The organism is Pseudomonas crudilactis, from assembly GCF_013433315.1.
Taxonomy (GTDB): domain Bacteria; phylum Pseudomonadota; class Gammaproteobacteria; order Pseudomonadales; family Pseudomonadaceae; genus Aquipseudomonas; species Aquipseudomonas crudilactis.
Window position 1 is genome coordinate 401,449 of record NZ_WXVV01000001.1, and the last position, 11,709, is coordinate 413,157.

The window sequence follows — 11,709 nt, forward strand, 5'->3', positions numbered from 1 at the left end:
AGCACGCTCAGGTTACGGCGGTGCTCGCCGGTCGTCTGTGGTACATCGGGACAGCACCATCATGCGTTAGGTGCAGGCTTTGATACCTCTGTATGAACCAGACAAAAAAAACCTGTGAAATAAACAACTTGCAGGTGACGGCAGGCAGAACATGGAAACCGGGGATGGCGGTTTTTCCGGGTTTTTTGTCCTAGCCGATGCAGCGCTCGGCCAACTACGATACTGAACCGATTCTCTGCTCCCGCCCCCAACAACAAACCAGAGCGCGCATGATCGACATCCGTCCATACCCTCTGCAAATACGCGCCGCGCGAATTCTGCGCCAAAGGAAATTGCAGTCAGATGCCGTTTAACTCGAACCCAAGGCTGACGCGTCTGCTCGATGCCTCTCTCAAGCCGCTGGAAAACCTGTTGATCGGGTTTATGGCCGTGCTGGTGGCAGGCGGGATGTTCCTCGCCAATCAAGTCGATGTCGATTTCGCCTCCACTGCGCTTTACCTTGCGTTGCTGCTGTTGACCGCCAACTTGCTGACGATCGTCGGGGTGATCTACACGGTACTGCTGAGCATGTTGGCGCTGACGGTGATGTTTGTCTTTCAGGGCGGATTCGAGCAGCGGGAATCGACGGCACACTGGCTACGCGAACTGGCGGTGTTCGCAGCGATCGCGCTGCTGGCCTTGCGCGGCAAACAGGTGGCCGATCACCTGCGCCACAAAGAAGTTTATATGAGCGGCGCACAGCGCCTGAGCCAGACCGGCTGCTTCGGTTTTCGCGCAGACCTCACCCGCATCGGCTGGTCGCAACAGTCGGCAAGGATATTCGAGTATCCGTCAGACACGCCGCCCACCGTGGACATGATCCTCGCTCGCACCCACCCGGAGGACGTATCGCTGGTGCTGAACGCTTTGCAGAAAGCGTCGTGCCATGACGCAATGATCGAAGTCAGGTATCGCTTGTTGATGCCGGATGGGCGCGTCAGGCATTTGCACATGATCGCGACGCCGCTCTGCACCCGCCCTGATCGCTTCGAATACCTTGGGGCGCTGATGGATGTGACCGCCATCGAACACGCTGAGGCCGCGCTGAGCCAGGCACAGATGCAACTCGCACATGTCAGTCGAGTGACCGCTCTGGGCGAATTGGCGGCGTCCATCGCCCACGAAGTCAATCAACCACTGGCAGCGATTACCAGCAGTGGTGAGGCTTGCCGCAACTGGCTCAGCCGCCCGCAACCCGATCTGCCGGAAGCGCGCCAGGCGCTGGAGCGGATCATCGCCAGCGCCGATCGGGGCAGCGAGATCACGGCCCGGGTCAGGGCGCTGTCACAAAAATCCGCTCCGCTGCGGCGCACCGAGTCACTTAACGACATCGTCAACGAGACCCTGCCTTTGGTCAGGCATGAACTGGCCGATCACGGGATCAGCGCTAAAATCGAGCTGACGGTTTTCGACGGTCAGATCAGCGCCGACCGCGTGCAATTACAGCAGGTGATCATCAACCTGATCATCAACGCCTGCCAGGCGATGAGCACGGTGAACGCCGCGCCTCGGACGCTGTTGCTGCGCACCTCGGTGAGTGACCGCGAGGCGCTGCTGGAAGTGGCCGATCAAGGCCCGGGTATCTGCGCCACTTTACTGGAACAGTTGTTCACACCGTTCTTTACGACCAAGGAGCACGGTCTGGGGATGGGCTTGAGCATCTGCCGCTCGATACTCGACGCCCATCAGGGGCGAATCTGGGCGAGCAGCACGGTCGGTCAGGGTAGCTCATTCATGTTTGCGTTGCCGCTGTTGGCCGTTAACGACCCCGGTTACGCCTCGGCGATCTGACACAGTCAAACCTTTTGGGAAAAAGCAATGAACCATCATCCCGTGCCGAACAAAAATCCAGGCGACCCCGTGGTCTACATTGTCGACGACGATCAAGCCCTGCGCGAATCCCTCGGCAGCCTGCTGCGCTCCATCGGTCTGCAGGTCGAGTTGTTCGGATCGGTCGCCCAGTTCATGCACCATCAGCGCCCGGATACCGTCAGTTGCCTGGTTCTTGATGTGCGCCTGCAAGGCAGCAGCGGTCTGGACTTTCAGAACGAACTGGCGATCGCCGGCATCAGCGTGCCGATTGTGTTCATCACCGGGCACGGGGATATCGCCATGACGGTGCGCGCCATGAAAGCCGGTGCAGTGGACTTCCTGACCAAGCCGTTTCGCGAGCAAGACTTGATCGATGCCGTGTGCGCCGCTCACACCCGGGACAAACAGCGTCGTGAGTCGGGCCGACACGCCGATGAATTACGGGCACGTCACGCTACGCTGACGGCTCGCGAGCAGACGGTCATGGCGCTGGCGGCCTCTGGCTTGATGAACAAGCAGATCGCCGGGGAAATCGGCCTCAGTGAAATCACCGTGAAAATTCACCGCGGCCAGGCCATGCGCAAGATGGGTGCGCGCTCCTTTGCCGATCTGGTGCGCATGTCCGAGGCCATTGCCGCTCAGCCGGCAAACCGCTGATCGCACAACCCGCACGGTGTGTTCCCCACACCGTGCTTCTCACTGACAGCGTGTCAAAAGGCGCTGAAAATTCTGCGCGACAGCCCTTTGCGTTATCCCCTGCGCCGTCTGGCGCCCTGCCATTAATACCTGGGTATATCCGCGTCATACCTAGTCATGGCGGCAATGACCCAATGTAGCGGTGCCCTGCCCAGGCCGTTGCAATACCATCTTTTTTCATGGCAAACCCGTAGTTGGGGCGGCCAGCAACCCCTCATCGAAAACACCTTTCTTCCCTCGTCATTTTTCGTCTGTCAAAGAGTTTGCCCGGCATCAGCGATGATCTTGCGCGTGCCGTCCGATAGCAAAAACCCGGAATAAAAAATGTCTATCATCAAACGTCGCGCACAGTTTTTTTGTTCAGACGCCCTCGCCTGGCTGGCGGCCATCGCCGTCGGCAGCATGATCTTCATTACCAACGCGTATCTGGAACTGGACGTCGCACCGACGTTGTTCTACATCACCCTGGTTTTCATGTCGGCGAGCATCTTCTCGGTGCCGGTCTTTCTCGCCGTTGCCCTCGGTTGCGTAACGATCCTCACCGCCAGTTTCATCGCTGACGAAGGCTATCGTGATTACAAGCTGATCGCCGCCTTCATCCGTTGTCTGATTGCGCTGACCACCATCAGTTTGCTGGCCCTGCGCAGCAAGCGTGCAACCGAAACGCTTAAGCGCAAAGAGGCGTTCTTTCTGGGCGCGCAACAACTCAGTCATACCGGAAGCGTCGGTTTCATCATCCATGACGAAGTGACGGTAACGTGGTCGCAAGAGTCTTCACGGATTTTCGAGTACCCGCCGCACGTCGTGCCAACGCTGGCGCTGATTCAGGCGCGGACGCATCCCGATGATCTGCCCATTGTCGACAGTGTCGTGGAACAGGCCAGGCGTCAGAAAAGCCTGATCGAAGTCGAACATCGACTGGTCATGCCGGATGGCCGGACCAAATATGTACAAATGATCGCCAGCCCGCTGTTCAAGCACGGCACACGGACCGAGTACGCCGGCGCGTTGATGGATGTCACACAGTCCAGACAGGCCGAAGAAGCGCTGTTTCATTCTCAGGCAACCCTCGCCCACGTCACGCGGTTGACTTCAATGGGCGAACTGGCCGCCTCCATTGCCCATGAAATCAACCAGCCGCTGGCAGCCGTCATCACCAGTGGCGAATCCTGCAAACGCTGGATCAATCGCCCCGTGCCCAATCTGGAAGAAGCGCGACGATCCCTGGACCGGGTCATTCAAAACTCCGCCCGAGTGTCCGATGTCATCACCTGTATCAGGGCGCTGTCGCGCCAGAGCGAAGTGCAGCGCAAAGTCGAAATCTTCGACGACATCGTCACCGATGCCTTGACGCTCATGCAGCACGACATTGCGCTGCACGACGTCCGCACGCACGCGCAGCTCGGCGCCCCGGACGCGTTGATAAAAGGAGACCGGGTGCAACTGCAGCAAGTCATCATCAATCTGATCATCAATGCCTGCCAGGCCATGGCCAATGTTCATGACCGGGCGCGCGTGCTCCGCATTCACACCTCGGTACAACAGGACGAAGCCGTGCTCGAAATCGCCGACTCCGGTATCGGTATTGCCGAGGACATCCTGCCTTCACTGTTCGACCCGTTCTTCACCACCAAACCCACCGGGCTGGGCATGGGCCTGTCGATCTGCCGTTCGATCATTGAATTTCACGGTGGTCGCATCTGGGTCAACAGTGACGAGGGGCTCGGCACGCAGTTCATGTTTGCGATTGCGCTGAACTCGCTCAGGCTCGAAAAATGAATGTTATCCACCCTCGCCATGCGGCGTTAAGGAGCTTCGGCAGTGCCTAATCCAGAAAACGCTCACCGCGCAAAATGCGCCGATCCTCGCACCATCATTTTTGTTGCCTATGGGCAAATGGGCCTGCTGGACCTGACCGGTGCCCAGACGGTTTTCTGGGCGGCGACCCGCTGCCTGGCCGACCTCGGATTACCCGGATATGTGCTGCACACGGCCAGCCTGCACGGTGGCCCGGTCCGCACGGGTGAAGGTCTTGTCGTCCAGACCTTGCGTCTGGACGATCTGCTTGATGAGCCGATCAATACACTGATCGTTCCCGGCTCGCCGCACATTCGCCAGGCACTGATGGACAGCGCGCCACTGGTGGACTGGCTGCGTGTCGCCTTCGGCAAGGCCTGGCGTACCACCTCCGTGTGCAGCGGCGCCTTTTTTCTGGCTCGCGCCGGCTTGCTCGACGGCTTGCGAGTCGCGACGCATTGGCTGATGGCAGACCTGTTCGAGCAGATGTTTCCGCGGGTCGAACTTGACCGCGAAGCGATTTTCGTCGAGCAGGCTCCGGTGTGGACTTCCGCTGGTGTCAGTGCCGGAATCGACCTGGCGCTGGCGCTGGTCGAGGCCGATAACGGTCGTGATGTGGCCATGCAGGTCGCCCGGCGCATGGTGGTTTACTACCGGCGCCCGGACAATCAGGAACAATGGAGTCCGTTGTTGCAATCGCAATATGCAACCGACTGACGCCACGCCTCATACCCCGGTATGAGGCGCCTGACCCCACGTGCTAGCCCGCCGTCTCAAGGTAGAAGTGTTAACGGCAACACGTCGCCTTAAGCTGTTTACCACGCACCAACAAGTCACTTACCGCGCTGACGCGCCAGCCTGAGACGGTTGTCATGAACGCACCGCAAACGCTATACCGGATCAGTCATCCGCTGCGCATCAGCCGTTATGGCGCGCATATATCCTTGTCCACCGCCGCGCGTATTGATGTTATCGACGCCCTTACGCAGACACTGCGCACAACGGTGAGCATTCAGGCGCAGCTCGAATGCATTGAGAAAAAACTGCATAACGTCAGTTTCCGGCCAGTCCAGCAAATGTTTTGCAAACTCGCTCGCGCCAATGCCAACTACACCCAGTTCCTCGTTACCGGTATCGCTGACCTGGGTGGTTACACGCAAGCCGAGGGGCTTTACAGCCTGAGCGGGGCCACCGAGACCCAGTGTTTCGCCGACTGCCTGGCCGACATCTGTCGAGGTGTGCGCCGGCTACAGGTCACGGACGCAATGCTGCGCGAGTTTCGCGAGTGTGCGATCGCCAATAAAGACCCTGCCAGTAAAAGGCTCTTCGAAGAATGCACTCGGCGCAACGCGCAGTTTCTTTCCCTGATCAAGAACAACTTGCCCCATGAATAACCAGGGTAAAGACGCAAGGTCTGCCATGTTCAAATCCGCAGTAATTGCAGTCGTCGATGACGATGAACGTATGCTTGTTTCTCTGGACAGTCTATTGCGCGCATACGGCTATACCGTAAAGACTTACAGCAGTGCATTGGCGTTTCTTGATACGGCTGACTGCGAGCACACCGATTGCCTGATTTCCGACATCCAGATGCCCGGCATGTGCGGAGTCGAACTGTACGAGGCACTGGCGGCGAAGAATGCTCATATTCCGACCCTGTTCATCACGGGAAAGCCTGGCCTGCCCCCGCAGTTCAGTGCCAGGGTCAGGAAACCGGAAGGTTACTTTTCCAAACCATTCGACACTCAGGCGCTTTTGGCCTGTATTGAGCGGGCGTTGAAGCGCGGGCGTTGATGGCGAAACTGCCAGCCTGCTTGCGTTGGCGTCGCCTCAGCCAGCGTCGATGTTGGTTCGCTGGCAAGCTCTCAGGGTTTAGTCGCGACCATTGAATGTTTAATCCTGCAAAAAAAACGGCACGCTGCGATCTTTGGATCTTGTCATTTGAAACAAGATCAACGATCGCAGCGTGCCACAGTGTCTACAGAGCCTTACCGTTACCCGGTTGGCTCATCAGTAATCCCAGAACGCCGCAATCCAGCGGAACGCCTCACCGTCGACGGCCACGCGACCGACCGAAGGGAACGGCAAGTGGGTGGCGACGAACCATTCGCCGCTTGCCGCCGCCTCCCGCATCAGGCGAACCCGGACGCGGACCGACTCCTCGGGATCGTGCTCAAAGCCGTTGTGCCAGTCAGGATGTTCGAACGCCACCGGAAACAATGCATCGCCGGCAAAGGTCAGGCGCTCCCCGCCGGAGTTCACGTAAACGACGCTATGTCCCGGTGTATGACCACCGGTGAGTTTCACCACCACACCGGGCGCCACCTGATATTCGTCATCAAATGTACGGACGTTACCGCGGTAAGCCTCGATAAACTGATTGGCGGTCGCGCGCAGTACATCCGGCACGGGTGTCGGCATGACGGTCTGGGTGAAATCCGGCGTTTCCCAGAACGCCACCTCGATTGCCGAAACATGCACGCGTACGTCCGGACGCAGCTGGTTCTTCACTTCGTCGACCAGCAATCCGCCGACGTGGTCCATGTGCATGTGGGTGATCACTATGTCCGTCACCGCGCCAAGATCAATGCCAGCGGCTTGCAGGCGCTTGGGCAATTGCCCGGCACGCGGGAAACCGGGAAACTGCCCGCCCAGCCCGGCATCGACAAGAATGATCTGTTCACCGCTGCGAATCACCAGCACGTTCAAGGCCCAGTCAAATGCATCCGGCCCCAGATACATGTCCTTGAACCAGGCGGCGCGCGCGGCCGGATCGGCGTTGGTAGACATGGTCGATGTCGGCAGAGGCAGCACGCCATCGCTGATCACGACCACATCAATGTCGCCTACCCGCAGCGCGTAACGCGAAGGAACCAGCTCCTGCACGCCGCCGAAGGTCGACGTGATGGGCTGGCCGGATGAAGTTTGCGGTGCAAAGTCTTGCTGATACGCCGCAGAGTGGTTCAGATACGTTGACATGGTCGCGCTCCTGTTACTGATTCAAAAACCCGTTTGGGCGAATGCCCTGTTGGCGAGAGCGATACAGCGCTCCTTGGGAAGGAGTGTGCATGGCGACCACGGCGCCAAAAACCATACGCGGGTATAGGGAAAGAACCGTATTGCGTGAGTGCCACCGACGTTGCAGCAACGGTGAGCCATACCAATGTATAAGTGCGAACCTGCCGGTTAAAACGTATTCACTGTTGTGGTTGCCACGACGGCCTGCCACGACTGAAACGTCGTTGAATAAATGTCCTTTATCGGTAAACGGCAGATATACCCAGGGATGAGTCTTTAATACCAATCGGCGCGCCCGGACAACCCATTGCATGGGTGCCGAAATTCACCACTTCATTAAAATTGATGCTGTTGTGCAAACTTCCATAATTAATGAGTGGATCAAACAATGAAACTACCCAATCTGTTTCTAAGCATGGCATTGATAAGCACCGTCAGCTGTCTGTCATCAACAATATATGCCACTGAAGTTCGCAGTGGCGGTCGCGCCGGAGGTGACCGGGATGCATCCGCGCCGTTGTTGCAACACACACTTCACAAGGCCAGGGATCAGCATGTCGCTGAAGGCGGTGCTGAGCGTTTGAAAGAACGTCAACTTGCCGCCGACGGCGCCGATCGCCTGCAACAGAATCAAATTGCCGAAGGCGGCGCCGAGCGTCTGCGAGAACGTCAAGTCGCCGCCGACGGCTCCGATCGCCTGCAGCAGAATCAAATCGCCGAAGGCGGCTCGGATCGTTTGATCGAAAATCGCGTGGCAGACAACAGCGCAACCTATGGCGCCGGCGCGGTCGCCGGTTTCTGCCTGGCCTGTCGCTGACCCGCCATGTCTGCGCCCTTCTCGCTGATACTCGGGCCCCCCGTCATTCAGTGAGAAGAGCGTTTCGCCCGCCAACACATGTCGGCTGGCGCGCGAAAGGCTTATGACTTATAACCGTGGATTACGGCCAAAACGGATGGCTGCCAATACCTCAATCATTCGTACCGGGCCTCAATGCAATCATGAACTCGATTCTTCCCGAGACTCACCACATCAGCAATCTGCGCGTTCAACCGCGCACATTGGTGTTTCTCGCGTACCCACACATGGGTCTGCTGGACCTGACCGGTGCGCAAACCGTATTTTGGGCCGCGTCCAAAGCCATGGCCGTCCGCGGCCTGCCTGGCTACGACATACACACGGCAAGCCTTGCAGGTGGACTGATCGCCACGGCCGAGGGGCTGTCGGTGCACACCACATCCCTGGCCACTTTCGATGGATTGGCAATCGACACCCTGATCGTGCCCGGCGCGCCCGACATTCGTCAGGCGCTGATTGACGAAGTCGCCCTGGTGAACTGGCTGCGCGAGGCGTCGGTCAAGGCCGGACGCACCGCATCGGTATGTAGCGGCACCTTTCTGCTGGCCCAGGCCGGACTGCTTGAAGGTTTGCGCGCGACCACGCACTGGGCGATGTGCGACCTGCTCAAGCATGGTTTCCCCGGCATCGATGTCGACCTTGATGCGATTTTCATCCAGCAAGGTACGCTCTGGACCTCGGCGGGCGTGAGCACCGGCATCGACATGGCACTGGCACTGGTCGAAGCCGATTGCGGTCGCGACGTCGCACTGGAAGTCGCACGGGAACTGGTGGTGTTTCTCAAGCGCCCAGGAGGGCAAGCGCAATTCAGCCAGTTGCTGCAAGCGCAAACTGACGACCGAGGCAGCTTTGACGCTTTGCATCTATGGATCAGCGATAACCTCAGCGACCCTCGTCTGACAGTCGAGTCACTGGCGCGCCAGGCGCAGATGAGCACCCGCAACTTTGCCCGCGTCTACAAAAACAAGCTGGGGCGTACGCCTGCGAAAGCGCTGGAGCTGTTTCGCCTGGAAGCCGCACGGCGGCTGCTCGAGGACTCTGAGCGCAACATCGATCAGATCGCACAGTTATGCGGCTTCGGCGACGAGGAGCGCATGCGCTATACCTTCCACCGTCACCTCTCGATTACGCCGCGCGAATACCGCAGCCGGTTTTCACGCTGACAGCCGTGTGATCTGCGCCACGCGCTACCCTGCAGAACCGCGAAAGTTCAATGCGATTTCTATACGCACGTATAAGTACGCCGCTTGATCGAGCGGCGTATCTTGCGCAAATGGCGGGCGTCCTTGCTGGGCTACCCGAGATCGTCCTGGTATAGAAATGGCCCACACTGCTGTTGTTTCGGTTGTCGACGATGATGAGTCCGTACGCATGGCGCTCGACAGTCTGTTGCGGTCCAACGGGTACACCGTGCAGTTGTACGCCAGCGCCGAGGCATTTCTGTCCTCGAGTGCAGCGCAACACACACGCTGCCTCATTTCAGATATACAGATGCCCGGTCTGTCGGGCATTCAAATGTACGATCAACTCTGTGCCAGAGGCATTCGTGTGCCGATCATTTTCATCACCGGTTACCAGGGCTGCCCACCTCGCCTGAGCGCAAAGTCCGCCGAACCCGTGGCCTGGTTTCCCAAGCCATTCCCTTGCAGCGAACTCCTGGCCTGCATCGACGCCATCCTCAATCGCCCCGCCTGACCGTCCTCCCTATATACCTGGGTATGTCCGCCTCACACCTAGGCATGGCGGCGCTGACCCTATGTAGAAGTGTTTCGCCAACGTTGACCCGATAGCATTTCCTCCAGCGAATCAAACCGGCACGCGCACGGCGGTCGTTGATTGCAGCCTGCACATCGCGTGACCTGGAAACGGTCACGCCTGAACAGACTGCCCGTTAAATGATCCATTTTTCTTCAGGAGTCATCCGATGAAACAGCATATTCTGGTTATTGGCGCAGGGTTTGGTGGCGTCTGGAGTGCCTTGAGCGCAGCCCGCCTGCTGGACCAGCATGATCGTAACGATGTGCAGATCACCCTCCTCGCTCCGCAGGCGGAACTGCGTATCCGCCCGCGTTTTTACGAGCCGGATGTCCATACCATGAAGGCCCCCCTGGGCGAACTGTTCGAGGCCGTCGGGGTGACATTCGTCAAAGGCAGCGCTGACAACATCGACACCGACAGCAAACGCGTCACCTACACCGACGCCGCCGGCGCGCAGGGCACGCTGAGCTACGATCGCCTGGTGCTGGCTGCTGGCAGCCGCGTTATCCGTCCGGCGCTGGAAGGCATTATCGAGCATGCTTTCGACGTCGATGGGATTGAAGAGGCCGCTCGCCTCGAAGCCCATATCAAGTCGTTGAAGAGCCTGCCGCCGAGCGCTGCTCGCAACACCGTGGTGGTGGCTGGCGGTGGTTTCACCGGCATCGAAACCGCGACCGAACTACCGGCCCGCTTGCGTGCTGCACTGGGCAACGACGCCGATATCCGCGTAATCGTAGTGGATCGGAGCCCGCAGATCGCCGCGTCGCTGGGTGATGGCATTCGACCTTCCATCGTCGAAGCGTCCAGAGAACTGGGCGTCGAATGGGTGCTTGACGCTTCCGTCGCCGCCGTCGATGCCGGTGGTGTCACCCTGGCCGATGGACAGCGCATCGAGGCGAGCACGGTCATCTGGACCGTTGGTTTCCGCGCCAGTGCGCTCACTGAACAGGTGGCCGGCACCCGCGATCCGCAAGGCCGCCTGCATGTCGACGGCCACCTGAAAGTGCTCGGCCACACCGATGTGTTTGCCGCCGGCGATGTCGCGTACGCCGCTACCGATACCGTCGGTAACTTCGCTGCCATGTCCTGCCAACACGCTATTTGTCTGGGTCGGTATGCCGGCAACAACGTCGCCGCGGATCTGCTGGGCGTCGAACCGATGACCTACAGCCAGCCCAAGTATGTGACCTGCCTTGATCTGGGAGCCTGGGGCGCGGTCTACACCGAAGGCTGGGACCGTCAGTTGAAACTGGTCGGGCAGGAGGCCAAAGAGCTCAAGACGCAGATCAATACCGTGTGGATCTACCCACCGGCAGCGGATCGGGCGACGGCACTGGCGGCTGCCGATCCGTTGATCCCAGTGGCTTGAGCCGCGTCGGACGATGTTCAGCTTTTTCGAAAGTACCTATCGGGTGCTGAAGCTGTCACTCGCTTTGCTGCTCGGCGGGCTGATCATGCTCGTCGTCGGGGTCATCCTGGCTTACGGCATTGACGCGCACCTGACGTTGCCTGAACTGGTGGCCGCCCATGCGTTGACGATACTCGGGCCCACGGCAATCAAACTCGGTTACGTCATGCGCCTGGTGGGGTTCAATCGCCTGCGCCTTGAGCAAAACGGGCGCGCTGCCTGATCTGAAATCAAGTCCCTGACCGGGGCAGCGCTCTCCTTGCTGCGCCGGCACTTCCCAAACGCCCGCCATTGATTGTTTTGGCGGGCGTTTTTTTTGCGCCCC

The 11,709-nt window shown here is 59.1% G+C and carries 12 protein-coding genes; 11 read left to right on the forward strand and 1 reads right to left on the reverse strand.

Going from position 1 to position 11,709, the window contains the following annotated elements; all coding sequences use genetic code 11:
* Positions 1–342 precede the first annotated feature (342 nt).
* The 6 genes from GTU76_RS01695 to GTU76_RS01720 all read left to right on the forward strand — a co-directional run bounded on the left by GTU76_RS01695 (position 343) and on the right by GTU76_RS01720 (position 6,138).
* A complete protein-coding gene (locus GTU76_RS01695; RefSeq protein WP_016984977.1) occupies positions 343–1,830 on the forward strand; it encodes an ATP-binding protein in 1,488 nt (495 codons plus the stop codon).
* Between the two features lie 27 nt (positions 1,831–1,857).
* The gene (locus GTU76_RS01700) at positions 1,858–2,508 is read left to right on the forward strand and encodes a response regulator transcription factor (RefSeq protein WP_016984976.1); all 651 of its coding nucleotides are present in this window, start codon (positions 1,858–1,860) and stop codon (positions 2,506–2,508) included.
* A 363-nt stretch (positions 2,509–2,871) separates the two neighbouring features.
* Positions 2,872–4,326 (forward strand): sensor histidine kinase, encoded by a 1,455-nt coding sequence (locus GTU76_RS01705; RefSeq protein ID WP_175554460.1) that lies wholly within the window; start codon positions 2,872–2,874, stop codon positions 4,324–4,326.
* Positions 4,327–4,368: 42 nt separating this feature from the next.
* A complete protein-coding gene (locus GTU76_RS01710; protein WP_180697927.1) occupies positions 4,369–5,061 on the forward strand; it encodes an AraC family transcriptional regulator in 693 nt (230 codons plus the stop codon).
* Positions 5,062–5,216: 155 nt separating this feature from the next.
* Positions 5,217–5,738 (forward strand): hypothetical protein, encoded by a 522-nt coding sequence (locus GTU76_RS01715; RefSeq protein ID WP_016984973.1) that lies wholly within the window; start codon positions 5,217–5,219, stop codon positions 5,736–5,738.
* A gap of 25 nt (positions 5,739–5,763) precedes the next feature.
* Positions 5,764–6,138: a response regulator transcription factor gene (locus GTU76_RS01720; protein ID WP_026000595.1), complete on the forward strand. Its 375-nt coding sequence runs from the start codon at positions 5,764–5,766 to the stop codon at positions 6,136–6,138.
* A 216-nt stretch (positions 6,139–6,354) separates the two neighbouring features.
* Here GTU76_RS01720 and GTU76_RS01725 read toward each other — a convergent pair whose 3' ends face one another.
* Positions 6,355–7,323 carry an MBL fold metallo-hydrolase gene (locus GTU76_RS01725; protein WP_016984971.1) on the reverse strand — a complete coding sequence of 323 codons (969 nt, stop codon included), beginning with the start codon at positions 7,321–7,323 and terminating at the stop codon, positions 6,355–6,357.
* Positions 7,324–7,750: 427 nt separating this feature from the next.
* On the opposite strand from GTU76_RS01725, the gene GTU76_RS01730 reads away from it, so the two are divergent.
* The 5 genes from GTU76_RS01730 (at position 7,751) to GTU76_RS01750 (ending at position 11,607) form a co-directional block, all read left to right on the forward strand.
* Positions 7,751–8,179, forward strand: coding sequence for a phage infection protein (locus tag GTU76_RS01730; RefSeq protein ID WP_175554463.1), 429 nt, complete (start codon positions 7,751–7,753; stop codon positions 8,177–8,179).
* Between the two features lie 182 nt (positions 8,180–8,361).
* Positions 8,362–9,381, forward strand: a complete 1,020-nt coding sequence (locus tag GTU76_RS01735) for a GlxA family transcriptional regulator (RefSeq protein WP_016984969.1) — start codon at positions 8,362–8,364, stop codon at positions 9,379–9,381.
* Positions 9,382–9,538: 157 nt separating this feature from the next.
* On the forward strand, positions 9,539–9,913 hold the full coding sequence (locus GTU76_RS01740; protein WP_026000593.1) for a response regulator transcription factor: 375 nt from the start codon (positions 9,539–9,541) through the stop codon (positions 9,911–9,913).
* 229 nt (positions 9,914–10,142) lie between these two features.
* A complete protein-coding gene (locus GTU76_RS01745; RefSeq protein ID WP_150707089.1) occupies positions 10,143–11,345 on the forward strand; it encodes an NAD(P)/FAD-dependent oxidoreductase in 1,203 nt (400 codons plus the stop codon).
* Positions 11,346–11,358: 13 nt separating this feature from the next.
* Entirely contained in the window at positions 11,359–11,607 is a 249-nt protein-coding gene (locus GTU76_RS01750) for a hypothetical protein (protein WP_016984966.1), read from the forward strand.
* Positions 11,608–11,709: the final 102 nt, after the last annotated feature.